Source organism: Aeromonas sp. EERV15, assembly GCF_900079845.1.
Taxonomy (GTDB): Bacteria; Pseudomonadota; Gammaproteobacteria; order Enterobacterales; family Aeromonadaceae; genus Aeromonas; species Aeromonas sobria.
The window spans coordinates 25,057-44,339 of sequence record NZ_FKKY02000009.1; the positions used below are offsets into that span (position 1 = coordinate 25,057).

Annotated in this window: 18 protein-coding genes; 1 reads left to right on the top strand and 17 read right to left on the bottom strand. The window is 55.4% G+C overall.

Features of this window, described 5'->3' with window-relative positions; genetic code table 11:
- Window positions 1–39: 39 nt before the first annotated feature.
- From astA to tapM, 16 genes are all read right to left on the bottom strand, one after another.
- Complete coding sequence (gene astA / locus BN4575_RS09420; RefSeq protein ID WP_068977992.1) at window positions 40–1,059, bottom strand: arginine N-succinyltransferase; 1,020 nt, start codon at window positions 1,057–1,059, stop codon at window positions 40–42.
- Window positions 1,060–1,135: 76 nt separating this feature from the next.
- Complete coding sequence (locus BN4575_RS09425; RefSeq protein ID WP_068977993.1) at window positions 1,136–2,353, bottom strand: aspartate aminotransferase family protein; 1,218 nt, start codon at window positions 2,351–2,353, stop codon at window positions 1,136–1,138.
- A 276-nt stretch (window positions 2,354–2,629) separates the two neighbouring features.
- The gene (locus BN4575_RS09430) at window positions 2,630–3,211 is read right to left on the bottom strand and encodes an aminodeoxychorismate synthase component II (RefSeq protein ID WP_042020418.1); all 582 of its coding nucleotides are present in this window, start codon (window positions 3,209–3,211) and stop codon (window positions 2,630–2,632) included.
- Between the two features lie 21 nt (window positions 3,212–3,232).
- A complete protein-coding gene (locus tag BN4575_RS09435; RefSeq protein WP_042020416.1) occupies window positions 3,233–3,448 on the bottom strand; it encodes a hypothetical protein in 216 nt (71 codons plus the stop codon).
- Between the two features lie 117 nt (window positions 3,449–3,565).
- Complete coding sequence (trpS, locus tag BN4575_RS09440) at window positions 3,566–4,570, bottom strand: tryptophan--tRNA ligase (protein ID WP_042020414.1); 1,005 nt, start codon at window positions 4,568–4,570, stop codon at window positions 3,566–3,568.
- 42 nt (window positions 4,571–4,612) lie between these two features.
- The gene (locus BN4575_RS09445; RefSeq protein WP_068977994.1) at window positions 4,613–5,281 is read right to left on the bottom strand and encodes a phosphoglycolate phosphatase; all 669 of its coding nucleotides are present in this window, start codon (window positions 5,279–5,281) and stop codon (window positions 4,613–4,615) included.
- A complete protein-coding gene (rpe, locus tag BN4575_RS09450; RefSeq protein WP_068977995.1) occupies window positions 5,268–5,942 on the bottom strand; it encodes a ribulose-phosphate 3-epimerase in 675 nt (224 codons plus the stop codon). The genes BN4575_RS09445 and rpe overlap by 14 nt, the downstream gene beginning before the upstream one ends.
- Before the next feature lie 189 nt (window positions 5,943–6,131).
- Window positions 6,132–7,004 (bottom strand): Dam family site-specific DNA-(adenine-N6)-methyltransferase, encoded by an 873-nt coding sequence (locus BN4575_RS09455; protein ID WP_042020408.1) that lies wholly within the window; start codon window positions 7,002–7,004, stop codon window positions 6,132–6,134.
- Window positions 7,005–7,074: 70 nt separating this feature from the next.
- The gene (locus tag BN4575_RS09460; RefSeq protein ID WP_068977996.1) at window positions 7,075–8,664 is read right to left on the bottom strand and encodes an SPOR domain-containing protein; all 1,590 of its coding nucleotides are present in this window, start codon (window positions 8,662–8,664) and stop codon (window positions 7,075–7,077) included.
- On the bottom strand, window positions 8,654–9,736 hold the full coding sequence (aroB, locus tag BN4575_RS09465; protein WP_068977997.1) for a 3-dehydroquinate synthase: 1,083 nt from the start codon (window positions 9,734–9,736) through the stop codon (window positions 8,654–8,656). The genes BN4575_RS09460 and aroB overlap by 11 nt, the downstream gene beginning before the upstream one ends.
- A gap of 14 nt (window positions 9,737–9,750) precedes the next feature.
- Entirely contained in the window at window positions 9,751–10,269 is a 519-nt protein-coding gene (gene aroK / locus BN4575_RS09470) for a shikimate kinase AroK (RefSeq protein WP_042020402.1), read from the bottom strand.
- A gap of 191 nt (window positions 10,270–10,460) precedes the next feature.
- Window positions 10,461–12,665: a type IV pilus secretin PilQ gene (locus BN4575_RS09475; RefSeq protein ID WP_068977998.1), complete on the bottom strand. Its 2,205-nt coding sequence runs from the start codon at window positions 12,663–12,665 to the stop codon at window positions 10,461–10,463.
- Window positions 12,666–12,681: 16 nt separating this feature from the next.
- Window positions 12,682–13,215: a pilus assembly protein PilP gene (locus tag BN4575_RS09480; RefSeq protein ID WP_068977999.1), complete on the bottom strand. Its 534-nt coding sequence runs from the start codon at window positions 13,213–13,215 to the stop codon at window positions 12,682–12,684.
- Entirely contained in the window at window positions 13,212–13,811 is a 600-nt protein-coding gene (gene tapO, locus BN4575_RS09485; RefSeq protein ID WP_068978000.1) for a PilO family type IV pilus biogenesis protein TapO, read from the bottom strand. The genes BN4575_RS09480 and tapO overlap by 4 nt, the downstream gene beginning before the upstream one ends.
- Window positions 13,808–14,386 (bottom strand): PilN family type IV pilus biogenesis protein TapN, encoded by a 579-nt coding sequence (gene tapN, locus BN4575_RS09490; protein WP_068978001.1) that lies wholly within the window; start codon window positions 14,384–14,386, stop codon window positions 13,808–13,810. Before tapN ends, tapO begins: the two co-directional genes overlap by 4 nt.
- On the bottom strand, window positions 14,374–15,438 hold the full coding sequence (gene tapM, locus BN4575_RS09495; protein WP_068978002.1) for a PilM family type IVa pilus assembly protein TapM: 1,065 nt from the start codon (window positions 15,436–15,438) through the stop codon (window positions 14,374–14,376). The genes tapN and tapM overlap by 13 nt, the downstream gene beginning before the upstream one ends.
- 301 nt (window positions 15,439–15,739) lie before the next feature.
- Here tapM and BN4575_RS09500 point away from each other — a divergent pair, with 301 nt between their 5' ends.
- Window positions 15,740–18,217 carry a penicillin-binding protein 1A gene (locus tag BN4575_RS09500; RefSeq protein WP_068978003.1) on the top strand — a complete coding sequence of 826 codons (2,478 nt, stop codon included), beginning with the start codon at window positions 15,740–15,742 and terminating at the stop codon, window positions 18,215–18,217.
- Window positions 18,218–18,267: 50 nt separating this feature from the next.
- On the opposite strand, the gene oxyR is transcribed toward BN4575_RS09500, so the two are convergent.
- On the bottom strand, window positions 18,268–19,167 hold the full coding sequence (gene oxyR, locus BN4575_RS09505) for a DNA-binding transcriptional regulator OxyR (RefSeq protein ID WP_068978004.1): 900 nt from the start codon (window positions 19,165–19,167) through the stop codon (window positions 18,268–18,270).
- Window positions 19,168–19,283 lie beyond the last annotated feature (116 nt).

The following is a 19,283-nucleotide window of genomic DNA, read 5'->3' on the forward strand; positions in this document are numbered from 1 at the left end:
GCTGCCTGTCTGATAATCGGTTTGCTTGTCCTGTTTGCCTCAGTCGAGGTCAACTACCCGCACCATGTCGCCATCCTGCACCTTGAGCGCCGCCGCCATCTTGGGCGGAATGATGGCCTCGTGCTTGTCGAGATCGACCCGGATATTGCCGTAGCAGGCACGGTAGTGTTCGAAACGGCTGTTGCAGATGAGGTGGGTCTTGCCACCGATGGGCTCACCCACCAGAACCCGCAGCTTCTTGCTGCGGCGCACGCTGCGGATATTCTTCACGTCGCATTCGACGGTGGGGCCGGCATCGAAAATATCGACGTAGCCACGGTTCACGAAGCCCTCGTCCTGCAGCATCTTGATGGCGGGGCGGGTCTTCTCGTGGGTCTGGCCAATGACGGCCCGCGCCTCTTTGCTCAGCAAATTGACGTAGATGGGGTACTTGGGCATCAACTCGGCGATAAAGCGCTTCTTGCCGATGCCGGTCAGATAATCGACGGTGGGAAAATCCATCGAGAAGAAGTGGGTCTGCAGCCACTCATAGAAGGGACTGTGGCCATCGCCGTCGGATACGCCGCGCATCTCGGCGAAGACGGTATCGTCAAACAGTTCCGGGTGCTCGGCCATAAACAGAAAACGGTGCTTGGAGAGCAGCCGGCCATTGATCCCCTCGCGGGCACATTCGCGCAAGAACAGGGTGCAGAGCTCGGAGTTGCCGGTGTAGTCGTTGGAGAGGGTTAGAGTTTCAACGACGTTATAGATACCGAGCTTGGGGGACGAGTGCACTACCTTGCCGATGTGGTAGTTGTAAAACGGCTGGGAGAGGCCCACGGCCGCATCGATGGCGCAAGTGCCGACCATCTCGCCGGTCTCCAGATCCTCGGCCACGAAGAAATAAAGGCAATCGCCCTTGCCAGCGGGCTTGTCGGAAAAAGTCTGGGTAGAGGCGTCTATCTTGCGCTGCAGCAGCTCATCGTTGACGGGCAACGAGGTCATGCCGGTGCCGGACTCGATGGCGCAAATCTTGAGCCCGGCAAAATCTTTTTGCTCGATGGGACGGATAACCAACATAAATGACAACTCCCTTTCATTGACGACAGGTGGGGGCCCGGCTCCTGCCGGGAGAGCTCCCCACCTCAATTTGGAATCAGGCGTTAACCACCTGGGCAACCGCCTTCTCGAAGCGGGCCAACCCTTCCTTGATATCCGCTTCCGGGATCACCAGTGAAGGGGCAAAACGAATCACGTTGGTACCGGCCACCAGTGCCATCAACCCCTGATCGATAGAGGCCAGCAGGAAGTCGCGCGAGCGTCCCTTGTAGGCATCGCTCAGGGCGGCGCCCAGCAACAGACCCTTGCCGCGGATCTCGCTAAAACAGTGGTATTGGGCATTGATCGCCTCGAGTCCCTCGCGGAACAGCTGTTCGCGCTGCTTGATGCCCGCTAGCACCTCGGGGGTGTTGACCACGTCGATCACCGCTTCGGCTACCGCACAGGCCAGCGGGTTGCCGCCGTAGGTAGAGCCGTGAGTGCCCACTTTCAGGTAAGCCGCGATCTCGTCGGTGGTCAGCATGGCGCCGATGGGGAAGCCGCCGCCGAGCGCCTTGGCGCTGGTGAGGATATCCGGCGTGATGCCCAGACCCATATAGGCGTAGAGATCACCGGTACGGCCAACCCCGGATTGCACTTCGTCATAGACCAACAGGGCATTGTGTTTGTCGCACAGCTCGCGCACCCCTTTGGCAAACTCGTCGGTGGGACGAATGATGCCCCCCTCCCCTTGCAGCGGCTCCATCACCACGGCGCAGGTGTTGTCGGAGATAACCGCAGCCAGCGCAGCCAGATCGTTGTAGGGAACATGGGTGATATCACCGGGCTTGGGGCCGAAACCATCGGAGTAGGCAGCCTGGCCACCGACGCTGACGGTGAAGAAGGTGCGACCGTGGAAGCCCTGATGGAAAGCGATGATCTGGGTCTTCTGCTCACCAAACTTCTCGATGGCGTAGCGGCGAGCCAGCTTGAGGGCCGCTTCATTTGCCTCGGCGCCGGAGTTGCAGAAATAGACCTTGTCGGCGAAGGTGGCGGCGACCAGTTTCTTGGCCAGACGCAGGGCAGGCTCGTTGGTCATCACGTTGGAGAGGTGCCACAGCTTCTCGCCCTGGGTTTTCAGGGCCTCAACCAGCTTGGGATGACAATGGCCAAGGCCATTGACGGCGATGCCACCGGCGAAGTCGACATACTCGCGCCCTTCCTGATCCCAGACACGTGATCCTTCACCACGCACCGGGATGATCTTGGCGGGGGCGTAATTGGGAACCATCACTTCATCAAACACTTCACGTGTCACTGCCAACAACTCTGACATACAACTCTCCTTCAAATCAGCGACAGAATAATCTGCCGCCCAAAAGTTAAATCCATGTAAACGTGGCTGGATTATCACAGAACTAAAGTAAAATGTCTGTAACAAGCCAGCCCATGAGGAACAATGTTCGATTGCCCTTGAGATTTTAGGCAACCGCATTGCATAACGACTCAGGGGGGATTGGCAAGAGATAATTTGGACAGCAGAGAGGGTGAATAAAGTGTCAGGGAGATTTTTTTTGCCTTCTCTCGAACTTGAGAAGGCGATCACAATTTTTTATGAACGCGCCAGAAAATTGGCCAGCAACTGATGGCCCTGCTCGCTCAAAATGCTCTCCGGATGGAACTGAACGCCTTCGATAGGGAGCGTCTTGTGGCGTAGCCCCATGATCTCGTCAAACGAGCCATCGGCATGCTCGCTCCAGGCAGTGATGTCGAAGCAATCGGGCAAACTCTCGCGTTCAACCACCAACGAGTGATAACGGGTCACCCGCAGCGGGTTGTTGAGCCCCTTGAAGACCCCCTCTCCCCGATGACGAATGAGCGAGGTTTTGCCATGCATCACCTGGCGGGCACGCACAACGCGGGCGCCGAAGGCTTGTGCCAGCGACTGATGACCGAGACAGACGCCGAGAATGGGCAGCTTGCCAGCGAAATGACTAATGGCGTCGAGAGAGATCCCCGCCTCATTGGGCGTACAGGGACCGGGGGAGATCACCAGAAAACGGGGGGAGAGCTGCGCTATGGAATCAAGGGTCAGTTCATCATTGCGCTTGACCACAACCTCTTGTCCCAGAGCGCCGAAATATTGCACCAGGTTCCAGGTAAAAGAGTCGTAGTTATCGATCAACAACAGCATGAGATAACCAACAGCGGAGAATTAACGATCGAGAAAACGACCCTGTTCCATTTCCCGCTCACGCTGACATTCAGCCAGATAGATGGCGGCAGCAACGGCAGGGGTTTTATGGTGTTTGTCGATGGCATTGGAGACCATCAATTGCAGGGTATTGAGGTTTTTCGCCTTGCGAAATTTACGCAGCCAGTGACCTTTGTCACTCAGCTCTTCAGCAGAAATAGTTGGTTGAACAGACATGCTTTCTCTTGGGGATATTACCCACGTTGAAATAAAAAATTAAACAAAATAGCCGGGTAGAAAATAAAGAAAGCCAGGCAAATACCCAGCTCCCTTCTACTACACCTTCCCAGTATGTCAGGCTCGAGGAACGAAGCCGACTACATCATATACGCTGGTCAGGGTTTTTTCAGCTCTTTCACGCGCCTTTTGTGCCCCTTCGGCCAGAATCGCGATCAGATGGGCCTCATCCTGGCGCAGCTCGTGGAAACGCGCCTGAATGGGCTCCAGCAGCGCGACCACGGCTTCGGCGGTCTCGGTTTTGAGGTGGCCGTACATCTTGCCTTCGAAGTGCTGCTCCAGCTCGGGGATGGAGCGACCGGTCACCCCGGACATCAGGGTCAGCAGGTTGGAGACTCCCGGTTTGTTTTCCGGATCGAAACGCACTACTGCAGGCTCGTCAGAGTCGGTCACCGCACGCTTGATCTTCTTGACGATCTGCTTGGGGTCTTCCAGCAGGCCGATGAAGTTGGCCTCGTTGTCATCCGACTTGGACATCTTCTTGGTCGGATCCTGCAGGCTCATCACCCGCGCCCCTTCGGTCGGAATGAAGGGCTCCGGCAGAGTGAAAACATCACCATGCAGGTTATTGAAACGGGTGCAGATATCGCGGGTCAGCTCGAGATGCTGCTTCTGGTCGTTGCCGACCGGCACCTGGTTGGCCTGATAGAGCAGGATGTCAGCGGCCATCAGCACCGGATAACCGAATAGGCCGACGTTGACGTTGTTCTCGAAACGGGCGGACTTGTCCTTGAACTGGGTCATCCGCGACAGCTCACCCATCTGGGTGTAGCAATTGAGGATCCAGCCCAGCTCGGCATGCTGCGGCACGTGAGACTGGATGAAGACAGTGCTCTTCTTGGGATCGATGCCGACCGCCAGATAGAGGGCTGCCGCATCAAGGCAGGCCTTGCGCAGTGCCAGCGGATCCTGGCGGGTGGTAATGGCATGCAGATCAACGATGCAGTAGAGGCAGTCGTAGTCATCTTGCATGTTGACCCACTGACGCAGGGCTCCCATGTAGTTGCCGATGGTCAGTTGGCCGGAGGGTTGCGCCCCGCTCAATACGATTGGTTTAGTCATAAAAGTGTTAATCCTTGTGATTCAGCCAGCCCGGTTGCCCGATTAGACCAACAGTGCGTCGAGCTGGGAAAACTGCTCGAACACCCAGTCAGGATGGGAGTCTGCAATGGGGCGGCCATAGTTATAGCCATAAGTCAGCCCGACCACCTTCATGCCCGCCGCTTGGGCTGCCAGCACGTCATTTTCGGAGTCGCCCACCATCAGGGTGCGCGCCGGGCTCACTCCCAGCTCGCGGCACGCATACAGCAGTGGCTCCGGGCTGGGTTTTTTAACGGGAACGCAGTTGCCGCCGAGCCAGAGCACGAAGCAATCGCTGATGCCGAGGGCATCGAGAATGGGGGCCACAAAATCGCTCGGCTTGTTGGTGACTATCGCCTGCTGGTAACCCAGCTTTTGCAGCCGACGCAGACTAGGAGCAACACCGTCATACATGGCCAGCCCTTGCAGCAGACAGGCGTTGTAGTGCTGGAAAAAGATCGGTCTGGCCTTGGCAAACAGCTCGGGATCAGCCTCGCGATAGGCGAGCGCCCGCTGGATCAGCTTGTCGGCCCCGTTGCCGACCCAGGTACGGATCACGGCTTCATCAGCCTGCGCCAGACCCAGATCGGTCAGGGTCAGATTGACCGCCAGCGCCAGCTGGGCGGCGCTGTCAATGAGGGTACCGTCCAGATCGAACAGCACCAAATCAAATGCGCGTTCAGCGTGTGACATGAGCCAGCTCCGCACGCATCTTGTCGATCACCGCCTTGTAGTCAGGCTGGCTGAAAATGGCTGAGCCGGCGACGAACATGTCGGCGCCCGCTTCGGCGATTTCTCGGATGTTGTCGACCTTGACCCCGCCATCGATCTCGAGACGGATGTCACGGCCGCTCTCGTCGATCAGACGGCGCACCTGACGCAGCTTGTCGAGGGTGCCGGGGATGAAGCTCTGGCCACCGAAGCCCGGATTGACCGACATCAGCAGGATCACGTCCAGCTTGTCCATCACATACTCCAGGCAGGAGAGGGAGGTCGCTGGGTTGAACACCAGACCCGCCTGGCAGCCCATCTCCTTGATGAGGCTCAGGGAGCGATCGAGGTGATCGGACGCTTCCGGGTGGAAGGTGATCAGGGAGGCACCCGCCTTGGCAAAATCTGGAATGATGCGATCCACCGGCTTGACCATCAGGTGCACGTCGATGGGGGCCTCGATACCGTAGTCACGCAGCGCCTGACAGACCATGGGGCCGATAGTCAGGTTGGGAACATAGTGGTTGTCCATCACGTCAAAGTGAACCACGTCGGCACCGGCAGCCAGCACCTTGGCTACATCGTCACCCAGACGGGCAAAATCGGCAGAGAGGATCGAGGGGGCAATCAGAAAGTCTTTCATCAGCATCATCCATTGGCAGCCAGGGAGAAAAAGCGGCGCAATTTTAACGTAAAAGGCTGGCGAACACGACTCGAATGCGGGGGGAAATGGGGCAATAGGCCCGCGACCCCTTCCCGCCCGAGCTCCGGCGCATCGGGACACGAGCAAGTCACCCACAAAAAACGGCACCCTTGAGTGCCGTATGAAGTGTTACGCCAGTGGCAGCAGTTCGCTATCGCTAGGGTAGAACCCCTGCTCCGGCTCGATGCCGGGGGGATAGAGCGCCAGCAACTCGGCCACCTTGTTGCGGGTGCCGCCATTACGGCTGATGGTGCGCTTGACCAGGATTTCGTCGAGACGGGCGCCGCGATAGAGCTCACGGGTCAGTTCGATATCGTGGTTGCTGATCAGCACCGGCACCCCCTTTTCTGCCGCCGTATGGCGCGCCAGACGGGCAAGTACAGCCTGATCATCCAGGGTAAAACCACCCGCCGCATAGCTGGTGAAGCTGGCGGTGGTCGATAGCGGCACGTAAGGAGGATCGCAATAAATCACCCAGTCCTCTTCGGCACGCTTGATCGCATCGGCATAACTTTCACAGATAAAGGTCGCCTTTTGCGCCTTCTCGGCGAAAGCCCACAGCTCTTTTTCCGGGAAGTAGGGCTTTTTGTAAGAACCGAACGGGACGTTGAAGCCCCCTTTCTTGTTATAGCGGCACAACCCGTTGAAACCGTGCCGGTTGAGAAACAGAAACAGCAGTGCGCGATCGAAGGTCGCTTCGGTCTGATTAAACTGAATGCGCAACCGATAGTAGGCCGCTTTGTGATTGTTCTCTGCAACGAACAGCTTGCGAGCTTCTGCGATGAAGCGATCTGGCGTCAGTTTGAGATGGTTATAAAGACAGATCAGATCCGGATTGATGTCATTGAGCACATACGCATCGTAATCCGTGTTGAGGAACACAGACCCGGCACCGACGAAAGGCTCCAGCAACACACGCCCGGCGGGCAGACGCTCGGCGATCTCTTCAACCAGGGAGTATTTTCCCCCGGCCCATTTTAAAAAAGCGCGTGTTTTCTTCATGGAAATCCGGTGTGTAAGAAGGCAAGAACCAAAAAGGGGGACGATTCTACCCCCTTATTTGGTATCAAGGCTATTGCTTCAACTCTTTTTGTACCTGGGCAAATGACTTGGGCCAGGGCTGACCTTTGAGCAAGGCAGGGGAGAGCTTGCGAATGGCACTCTTGGCCGGATTCAGCCCGGCATAATCCCCTTGCAGCACCACATACCAGGGGCTACCGCGGAATTTAGTCTGATAGACCCACACCTTGCCCGCCAAACCATGCTCGGCGACAAACTGATCCACCGCCTTGGTGTTGCTCGCCCCCATCAGCTGGATGCTGTAATGATTACGCGGTTTTTGATTCAGGGTTGCGACCGGGGTCAACGCCACTTGGGGGGCTGCTACCGCCGCAGGCTCACTGGCGACGGGTGCCGCTGTTGCCACGGTAGGCGTCGCTACACGGGCAGCATTCTGCGCGGGGGGACTCACCACCGGATTGACTGGCAACGTGGCAGCCACTGCACCGCTGGCGGACGTACCACTCGGGCCCTTGCCGGTCAGCTCGTCCTCCACATCAGTAGGCAGTGCGCCGCTCACCTTGGGCTCGGTCATCAGCTTTTGCACGACTTCGTCAGAGATCACCACCCTACGCCCTTCGTAATTACCGGATTCGGTGGTCAGGCCTTCATTTTCGACCGACTTTGGCAGCACTTTACCTTCCGGCTGCCAATCCTTTACCACACCATTCGGATTGCTCGCCGGGCGGCTGTCAACACCTTGAGTCACATTCGCCCCTTTTACATTGCCAACGGTGAGAGGATCTCCCCCCGATACAGCAACAGGCAGGGCAGTGGTCTGTGCCGGGTCCTGCTGTGCGGGCTTACTTGCCCCGTCAAATAACGCAGGCAGCAGATAACTCAACCCCAGCAACCCACCGGCTACCACCGCGATGGAGATAGCTATTTTCTTGACAGGCAACTCTGCCTGACGCTTCTTGGGTCTTCTGTCGGTCATGATATCCTCCAATAACTGCATGATGGTGGACGGATGCCCATTCGCCGTTTTCAGAATCTCTTCCACGGTCAACTTGGGCAAGAGGGCCGCCGGGATCTTGAGCTCTTTGGCTTTCTCATACAAGAAGATGCGCTGCTCGGGCGGGCTCAGTGGCGGCACTTCCAGCTCAAGGGCCGGCATGGCACGCCCTTTCAGCTGCGACTTCTGATCACGGCACCAGCTATCGCTACCTGACACCAAAATGGCCAGCTGATGCGGCGTAGCCAAGGTGTCATTGTGTCGACTGATCGCCCACAGTTCCGCAGGCAACTCGGCCGGTAGCTGATCGGCACGTTCGATCATCAGCAGCAAGGTGGCCGGTTTAGCTCCCTCCAGCATGCGAAAGAAGCTCTCCGCCAGCGCATCCTGTGGGTTGAACAGCGGCCGCGCCACCACTTGTGGCAACAACAATTGGCGCACATCCACCATCTTCATGGCGGGTGTACCAATCAGGCTCACCACCCGTACTTTTTCCGGCAACTTGCCAAGCAGGGATTCACACAAGGTGCCTCGACCACTGCCAGCCTTACCGGAAAGAAATATAAAGGGGTGATTGAACTCAATCAGATGCAGCAGCCGATCAGCCAGCTGCCGCTGGGAAGGAAGGTTAAGCAGTTTATTCGTCACGACCAGACTCAATCACCGCCAATAGTTCAGCATCAGATACATCGGCGACCACTTTTGCATGACCGATACCAACCGGCAACACCAGACGCAGCTTGCCTGCCAACACTTTTTTGTCACGACGCATATGGCGAATGAAGGCGGCAAAATCCATCTCGGCAGGGGCTTGAATTGGCAAATTGGCGGCAAGCAGCAGGGCGCGAACCCGCGCAACGTCCGCTTCACTCATATCGCCACGGGCCTGCGCAGTCCGGGCAGCCAGCATGGTACCGGCTGATACAGCTTCACCGTGCAGCCAGTTACCATAGCCCTGTTCAGCTTCGATAGCATGACCAAAAGTGTGGCCAAGATTGAGTAGCGCGCGCACACCGTGCTCGGTCTCATCCTGACCGACTACATCGGCTTTGATTTCACAGCATCGTTTGATGGCATAAGCCAGCGCGGCAGGTTCCAGCTGTTGCAGACGCACCATGTTCTGCTCCAGCCAGCTGAAGAAATCAGCATCCCAAATGATGCCGTACTTGATCACCTCGGCCATCCCCGCGGCAAATTCGCGGGCAGGCAAGGTAGTCAGACACTCGGTATCGATAACAACCTGTTTGGGCTGATAAAAAGCACCAATCATGTTCTTGCCGAGAGGGTGATTAACGGCAGTCTTGCCGCCAACAGAAGAGTCGACTTGGGAAAGCAGGGTGGTCGGGATCTGGATAAAAGGAATGCCACGTTGATAGCTTGCTGCCGCAAAGCCCACCAGATCCCCAATCACCCCGCCCCCCAAAGCGATCAAGGTGGTATCACGCCCATGGTTGGTTTCAAGCAGAGCAGACATGATCTGCTCAAAGGTCGCCAGGTTCTTGTATGCCTCGCCGTCCGGCAACACCAGGTGTTCCACCTGAAATCCGGACAGCAGCGCAGTTACCTGCTCAAGATAAAGCGGAGCCACTACCGAATTGGTAACGATCATGACTCGCTTGCCCTTGATAGTCGATGCCAGCGCCTCGGGGCGCTGCAACAACCCCGCAGCTATCTCGATGGGATAGCTGCGTTCACCCAGTTCGACCTTCAACCGTTCCATGGACGTCCTCTAGATTACATACCGATCAGCTTTACAATTTGATTGGCAACGATTTTTGCACTCTGATCATCAGTCTGGATGACAAAGTCAGCCACTTCTTGATAGAGGGCATTACGCTCTTGTGCCAGACGCTCCAGCACTTCGCGCGGCGGCTCTTCGGTCTGTAGCAGAGGGCGGCGTTTGTCTCGCTGTGTGCGCGCCAACTGCTTTTCAATGGTGGTTTCGAGGTATACCACGATACCGCGAGCAGAGAGTTTGTTGCGTGTTTCACGACTCTTGATGGCACCGCCACCCGTTGCCAGCACGATCCCCTGCTGTTCTGAAAGGTCACCTATGACCTTCTCTTCGCGGATCCGGAACCCTTCTTCGCCTTCAACATCGAACACCCAGCCGATATCGGCACCACTACGGCGCTCAATCTCATGATCTGAGTCGAAAAACTCCATATGCAGTTGTTCTGCCAGATGTCTACCTATGGTGCTCTTGCCCGCACCCATGGGACCTATCAGGAATATATTGCGTTTCTCAGCCATGTCTTTTCGTTAGTAATTACAAACTGTACGACCCCGAAAACAACTCGTTCGGGGTACCTATGAACCTTATCTTGCGATGGATCAGGAGGGGGATTATCTCAATAGAAATCGGGACTGGCAACCGCAGCCCTCACGCCCCTGCCTCATTGGGGCGTAAGGTTATATGTGTTTTACCCTCACATGTAAAGCATTCAAAAGGCGTCAGTGACGATCCGCGGCGTTACAAATATCAACAATTCCCGCTTTTTGTTCTCACTGGTGGTCTTGCGAAACAACGCTCCCAATCCGGGGATATCACCCAGCAATGGCACCTTGGTCACATCACTCTTGATGGTTTGCTGATAGATGCCACCAAGCACCAGCGTCTCACCGTTGTTGACCAATACTTGGGTGGTGATGGACTGGGCATTGATAGACACCGCATCTCCAGTACCGGTTGGCACAGTTTCCCCCTTGGTATCCTGAGTGACTGTCAGATCGAGAATAACCCGGTTATCGGGGGTAATTTGCGGCGTAACTTTCAAGCTCAGCACCGCTTTCTTGAAGGTCACTGACGTTGCACCACTGGATGACGATTCCACATAGGGGATCTCGGTACCCTGTTCAATCAGTGCCGGTTTCTGGTTGGCAGTGGTGACTCTCGGGCTCGCGATGATTTCGGCTTTACTCTCTTTTTCCAGCGCCGACAACTCAAGATCCAGCAAAGTCCCATCAGCCAGACGAGCGACCTGGAAGGCCAGGGTACCTGCTGCATTGGTGACCGGCAGGTTAACGTTCATCCGATCGTCTGCTGATGGCCTGGTAATTGTCGAACCACCATTGTTGTTACCAGAGCCGTCATTTCCCTCAATGGAGCCGGAGGTACTGTTGCCATGACCATCGTTCTTGGTCACCCCCCAACGGACCCCGAGCGCCTCGTCAAAGCCGTCATCAATAGTGACCATCCTCGCCTCGATGACCACCTGTTTAACCGGAATGTCGAGGATATCGAGCATCCGCTTGATGCTGCTGATGACATCTGCCGTGTCCTTGACCACCAGCACGTTAGTTCGCTCATCCACACTCACTGCACCACGGGGAGACAGCAATTTGGTGCTTTGAGAGGAGAGCAAAGCTGCCACTTCCGTGGCCTTGGCGTAGTTTATTTGCAGATACTCGGTATAAAGCTGAGCCAGATCGGCGACCTGATTACGGCTCTCCAGTTGCTGCTTCTCACGGGTCGCAATCTCCTCTGCAGGAGCCACCAGCAGGATGTTGTTATCCAACCGCTTGTCCAGACCACGTACCTTCAAAATAATATCGAGTGCCTGCTCCCAGGGCACCCCATCCAGACGCAGGGTGATGTTCCCAGACACCGAATCGGTCGTCACCAGGTTCAGATTGTTAAAATCGGCAATCAACTGCAACACGGTTCGAACAGGAATATCCTGGAAGTTCAATGAGATGGGTTTACCTTGATACTGCTTCGCGGCAGTAGCTGCGGTGCGCTTTTTCACCTCGATAATCAACAGTTTGTCGGCCTGATCATAACGATAATCAAACTGGCCATTGATCGACAATTCAAACAGCGTGTCACTGCCCTGCCGAAAGACTTCAACCTGGGATACCGGGGTGGCAAAATCTTGCACATTGATGAGATTAAGCAAACTATCCGGTACGCGGGTACCATGAAATTTGGCCAATACCGTTTGGCCACGACTGCTCACATCAACAGCAGCAGAGCTGTTATCAAGCGTCACCAAAAACTCCCCCTGGCCATCCTTACCACGACGAAAATCGACCCCTGTAACGGTATTGAAATAGGCGCCACTGCCACTGCTCTGGTAATTATTCAGGACCGGCTTGCTGGCGGGAAGCACAACAGGGGCAGATGTCGAGGCAACAGGCATCGACTTTGCAACAACTTGTGAATTAATAAGGGCAGAGGGTGCCACAACTGGCATCGCGGCGGGAGTCACGGCAGACGGTGCGATCAAGGTACTCTCGTTGTTGATCAACGAAGAAGATGCACCCTCACCTAACGAGACCAGCAATTTATTGCCTTGTTGCTGAACCTGATAAGGAGCCAGTTGATCGAGGGCTATCTTGATATCAAGACCAGCCCCCTTCCCTTCCACCTTGATATTATCGACCCCCTGACGCTGGATCGGCAGCGGGTTGACCTTCAACGCACCGACCGCCCCTGGTACATGCAATAACAGCTGGTTGGGTTGATAAGAGAGTCGGTCCGTGAAGCCAGTGACAGGTTCACTAAAACTGAGCTCCAGCTGCAACTGATCAGCCAGCAATGGATTGACCTTGATCTCCTGCAGGGTTGCCACTGCCCACGCCTGACTGAAGGCGCTGGCGCAAAACAGCAAAGCCACTTTGGATACACTCTCTATTGTTGTTCTCATTGCTGTTCGTCCCTGATTATTGTTTTTCTTGCACATTGGCCATGGCCAACTGGGTTTCTCTTGTGACCCAGCACCCCTTCCCGTCCGGGATGGTTTCTAGCAAATCTACGGCAGTGTCGGTGATCTTGATAACCCTGCCCTGATCCAGCCCCATGTATTGATTAAGCCCAACCCGCATCGACTGGCCATCCGGCGTACGGACCAATGCCCACAACTGACCTTTTTTACCTAGCGAACCTTGCATCGACAAACTGGCAAGCGAGTAGCTCTCCAACACTTCTTTTTCCCTCTCCATCACAGTCTGAGCGCAATCAGGCTTCAGTTTGGCAGTGCTGTCACTCCCAACGCTTGCCTCTGGCTGCGGCATCATGAAAGGGCTGCGCAGCTCTCGCTGCTGATAGCTCATAGGAGAAAAAGGCTTAAGTTCGGGCAAAGGTTCGATAGGGATGGGGGGTCTAGCCTTGACCTGTGCCACATAAGCATCCATATCCTCCTGGCCACCACACGCCGCCAGCAGGAGGGCAGGTAACAACCAGCAGCTGCGTTTCATTGTTTCGGCTCCACAGTTTTACCGTTGTACTTGTAGGTCTTGGCCAGCATCGACATTGAAATCAGGTCTCCCGACTCCTTGTTTTGACCCAGAGTGAAGGAGTCGAGGATCACGATACGGGGCAAGGCAGCCATATCTGCGGTGAATTTGCCAATTTCATGATAACTTCCCACCACTTCAATGCGCATCGGGAGCTCGGTCGAAAACTCGTGTTTGAGTTCCGGCTCCCAGTTTATCCTGTTCAATTTCAAGCCATTATCAGTAGCGATGAAACTCATGTCGTCCAATAAACCGGCAACTTCATGGGTATTGGGTAACTGCTTGAGCTGGGTATCAACCATCTGTTCCAGCTTGATCATTTGCGCCTTGTAGGCTCCCAAATTTGCTGCCAGCATTGCCTTACTCTCAAACTGCCCTTTCAGCTCAGCCTCTTTACCGGTTTCCTGAGTTAACCTGGTCAGCGAATTGGCGATCACATAGTGATAAATCGCCCCTCCGCTCAGCACGCAGCAAAACAGAATAAAGATCCCCTTTGCCCATTTTGGCCAGCTGGTTATGTCATTTAAATCCAGCTCGTTAAGTTGCTGAAGATTCATTGGTTCTCCTTGGCCACATCCGCTGAAACCGTAGCGTTGTTAGCGATCAGGAACATCATGGAAAACTGGCTAAGGGACACGGGTGCAACATCGGCTGCAAAAATAGTACTTATCTTCGACTGTCCCAACCAGCCGGAGGCATCGATCCTCCGCATCATGCTCGCCACCCGGCCATAGGCTTCGGTCTTACCGTTGACATCAATGGTATTGCTCTGCATGGCAAGGGTATTGAGATACACGCCATTTGGCACCAGTTCAGGAAGCTGATTAAAGAGGCGAACAGGGACATTACGGCGCATCTGTAATAATTCGATAAGCTCCATTCTATCAATAAGCTCCTTTCGGCGCTCTTTTAGCAGACGAATTTCACCCAGTTGGGCATCCAGAATAGCCATCTCCTGCACCAGTCGCTGATTGCGCTGTTGCTGGGTACTTATCTGGCGCTCAACCAACCAGTCGGCGAAGAACCCCAACACCACCGTCACCAGAACAAACACCCCCAGCAAGGCACCAAACTGTTTCTTCTGCCGCTGCGCCCTGGCTTCACGCCAAGGTAATAGGTTTATATTTGACATGGTGTGAAACTCCTCAGAGCCAACCCGAATGCCGTCATGTACCTGGCGCCATGGGTCAACTCGGCCTCACCTTTCGGTTTGCCAAACAGGGCGAACAGATCCGGGTGCAACACCTCGCAATTCACCTCTTCCTTGACCTGCACCACCAAACCGGGCAGCAAACTACCACCACCGGTCAGTACCAGTGTCGATAGTTCCCGATAACCGGACGAACTGCAAAAAAGCTGGATATTACGGCGTACTTGCTGCAGCAATAAATTGATATGGGGCATCAGCACATCCAGCTCATGATCGACCGGCAAGGTCCCCTTGGTTTTAGCCTGTTCAGCATCGTCCAGGGTCATGCCGTAAAAGGAGGAGAGCGCCTGACTATATTGATCACCACCAAAATTCTGCAGACGGGAGTAGATCACCTCCCCTTTGATCAACGCCGCAAATGTCATGGCGCTGGCCCCGATATCGATCACTCCGACGGGCCGCTCACTGGTCTGTAATTCTGGCAAACAAGTGACCACGGCACGACCCAGCGCATGGGCCCCCACATCGACCACCTTGACCACCATTCCCGCCTCGGCAAGGGCGCTGACCCTGCCATTGACACTTTCAGTCCGAGCGGCACTTAACAAGACATCCTGACGGTCATCATTATTGAACGTGGGGCCAAGTACCTCAAAATCGAGGCTCACTTCATCAATGGGGAAAGGGATGATCTGCTCAGCTTCCAACTGCACCTGATTCTCCAGATCCTTGTCGCCAAGACGAGCATCGGTCTGGATAACCTTGGTGATCACATTGGAACCCGTTACCGCAGTGGCGGCATATTCGCTGTTGCCAGCGATCAAGCGTTTGAGGGTTTTGAGAGATTGGCTGACTCGCTCGATATCTTGCAATTGATAATCGACCAGCGTCCCTTTGGGTGTAGGGATATCGGCAACCGATTCGAGATGTAGTTTGCCAGGGCGACCACTGATAGTGACGGCCTTGATGGTCTGACTACCAAAGTCAATGCCCACCAGCGGCAAAAGAGAACCCTTATTGAATAGCCCAAACATATACACATCCATGCGTTATTGGGTTTTTTTACTCATACTGAGTGTAGGACACACAATCAGAAGAGTCCTTCTCTCATCCTAAATGCTCTATCTATCAATGTCATAAAGTTTATACCGAAAAGTGACCTGGTTCGCTTTCTTGGTGCCGGGTGGCCATCCTTGGTTATTGCGGCCCGTAGTGCTAACCTTTCGCCTCATTTTGAGGTGGGTGGCTTGCCACAGGAAAACCTCGAATTCCCGATGGCAAAAGGGCTATACTCTGCGCCCGTTGGCTAATTTTAAGACGATTGGTAGTTCTTCCATGCTGAAATGGCTCGTTCGCCTGTTTATTGTCATGATGCTAGGTGCTGCGCTGGGTGTTGCCAGCCTCATCGGTATCTACTTCTATATCAAACCCCAACTTCCTGATGTCACCGCACTGCGTGATGTCAAGCTGGCGACCCCTATGCGGGTTTACAGTCGCGATGGGGAATTGATCGCCCAATATGGCGAAATTCGTCGTATTCCGTTGCGTCTGGACGAAATTCCACAACCGATGATCGATGCCGTGCTGGCGACAGAAGATGCACGCTTCTATGAACACCCCGGCATAGACCCCATTGGTATCATCCGTGCTGCATCAGTATGGGCCGTCTCCGGCCATGCCCGTCAGGGTGCCAGTACCATTACCCAGCAGGTTGCTCGTAACTTCTTTCTGAGTAACGAAAAAACCATCATTCGTAAGGTCAAGGAAGTATTCCTAGCTTGGCGTATAGAGCAAAACCTCACCAAAAATGAGATCCTTGAGCTGTATCTCAACAAAATCCCTCTCGGTTACCGCTCCTTTGGTATCGGTGCTGCGGCTCAGGTTTACTTCGGTAAAGAGGTCAAGGATCTGGGGCTGGATGAGATCGCCATTATCGCCGGTCTGCCTAAAGCGCCATCCATGCTCAACCCCATCCGCTCTCCCGAGCGCGCCTTTGCGCGTCGCAACGTGGTGCTGGGCCGGATGCTGGAAACCGGCAAGATCACCCAGGCCCAGTTTGACGAAGCCTCAAAAATGCCTATCAAGGCCCGTTTCCACGGCGCTGAAGTGACCCTCCACGCTCCCTATCTTGGCGAGATGGTGCGGCAAAAAATGCTGGAGCAGTTTGGAGAGGATGCCTACACCATGGGCATTCACATCTACACCACTGTGAGTGCAGAGCGTCAGCGGGCCGCCAGACAGGCACTGTTGGATGGCATCTTTGCCTACGACATGCGCCACGGCTATCGTGGCCCGACGGCACAGCTGTGGAAAGCGGGCGAAACCAGCTGGGATTACGAGCAGATCGTTGCTCACCTAGGCAAGCAGCCCACTTATGATCCGCTGATGGCGGCGGTCGTCACCAAACTGGGTGATCGCAACGCCACTCTGGTACTTAAGAATGGCAAAGAAGCGGAGCTGGGTTGGGACGGCATCAAATGGGCTCGCTCATTTATCACCGATGACCGCCAAAGCTATGCGCCCAAATCGGCGCGCGATGTGCTGAAAGTCGGTGCCCAGATTTGGGTAAGAGCAGAAGGTGAAAATCTGCTGCTGGCGCAAGTACCCGATGTTAACGCCGCGCTGGTTGCCATGAATCCGAAAAATGGCGCGCTGGAAGCGGTGGTGGGTGGTTTCAGCTTCGAGCTATCCAAATTCAACCGGGTTGATCAGGCCCGTCGCCAGATCGGCTCCAACATCAAGCCCTTCCTCTACGCTACTGCGCTGGAGCATGGCTACACCCTGGCATCTCTCATCAACGATGCCCCCATCAACCAGTGGGACCCGTCAAAAGGTCCGATGTGGCAGCCAAAGAACTCACCGGCCGTCTATGATGGGCCAACCCCGCTGCGCCTTGGTCTGGCAAAGTCCAAGAACGTGATGTCAGTACGTCTGATGCGCGCCATCGGTCTGGATACCTATATCGATGGACTGACCCGCTTTGGCTTTCCACGCAACTTTATCTCGCCCCATGAATCGCTGGCGCTGGGTGCTGCCGAATTTACCCCGCTGGAGGTGGTTCGCGGTTACTCGGTCCTAGCCAACGGCGGCTTCCTGGTGACCCCTTATTTTATCGACAAGGTCACCGACAGCCTGGAGAACACTCTCTATCAGGCTAATCCCGCCATTGCCTGCACCACCTGCGAACAGCAGGCGATGCCCGCGCAAGAGACCATGCAGCAACCAACAACTGCTGAGAATACTACGCAACAAGATGGTTCGCTGACTGCACTTGCACCAACCATTGCTCCCCATACCATCAGTGCCCAAAGCTCATTTTTGATCACCGATACCTTGAGCACAGCCATCTGGGGTGGCAACGGCTGGCGTGGTACTGGCTGGCGGGCTGCCCGCGATCTGAAACGTCACGACATTTCCGGTAAAACCGGGACCACCAACGAATCACGGGATGCCTGGTTCTCCGGCTATACCCCGGACATAGTCGCTACCTCCTGGATCGGTTTTGACAACCACCAGCGTGGCCTTGGCCGTGCCGAGTTTGGCGGTGGCGCCGCGCAGCCTATCTGGATCGACTTCATGAAAGTCGCCCTCAAGAAGCTGCCCGAGCACAAGATGCCGGTTCCCGAAGGGATAATGACAGTCAAGATTGACAGCGAAACCGGCCTGCTGGCGACCGGTAGCGGCAGCGACGAATACTTCAAGGAAGGTACCGAGCCGACCCGCTACGCAGCGCCCAGCTCGGATGGCAATCAGGTCTATGGCGGTGACAACCCTGATGTGGAAGGGCCTGTCTCCACCGACGATATCTTCTAAGCCCGCCCTCGCGGCAGAGACCAAACCGGCAGCCAAGGCTGCCGGTTTTTTTATTGCGCCAACTGCGTTGCCATCAAGGTGGCGATCGAGGCAGCCAGCTCGTTGAAACAGGGGCGACGTACCGAGTAGTGGCGATAGAGTAACGAGATGGTACGCCCCGGCACAGGGTCAACCACAGGTCGATAGCTCACCCCTCCCTCATCATGATCGGCAGGTACTGCCAACTTGGGGATCAGGGTCATGCCACTGCCAGCCGCCACCATGTTGCGCAGGGTCTCCAGACTGGTGCCCTTAAAGCGCTGATCCTCCCCGATACCGCCGGCAAAACAGAATCCCATCGCCTGATCCCGCAAGCAGTGACCATCCGCCAGCATCAACAACTTTTTGCCCTTGAGATTGCCGAGCGGCACCTGGCTAGCCTGCGCCTCGGGATGATGGCAAGGCACCGCCAGCCACATCGGCTCGTGATAGAGCTGGATCGAGCCAAACCCCTCCATCCCCGGCATTTCCGCCAGAATGACGCAATCCAGTTCGCCCTCTTCCAGCTTCTTTAACAGGGCCTGGGTCTGCTCCTCGTAGAGGTAGAACTCCAGTTGGGGAAAACGCTCACGGAGGGTCTGGATGATGCGGGGCAACAGATAGGGGCCCACGGTCGGGATGAAACCGATGTGGATCTCCCCTGACATGGGTTCGGAGAAGTGCTGGCCGATACTTTTAAGCTCGCGCACCTCTTTGAGTACCCGGCGGGCCTGATGAGCCATGGCATCACCAGCCGGGGTGAACAACACCTTGCGCGAGGTACGTTCGATCAGGATCACCCCGAGCTCATTTTCCAGCTTTTGTAACTGACCGCTCAGGGTTGGTTGGCTGACAAAACAGCGCTCGGCGGCTTTGCGAAAATGTTTTTCCTCATCCAGCGCCACCAGATATTCGAGATCGCGAAGATTCATACAGCAAGAGTCCTGCCTGGAAATGGGCCATCAGCATGCACAATATCGCCTTGCAGGACAAGTCATCGGCCCCGAACCTGACTCACCCGTCACGTCCCAAATAGCAACAGCCCGAT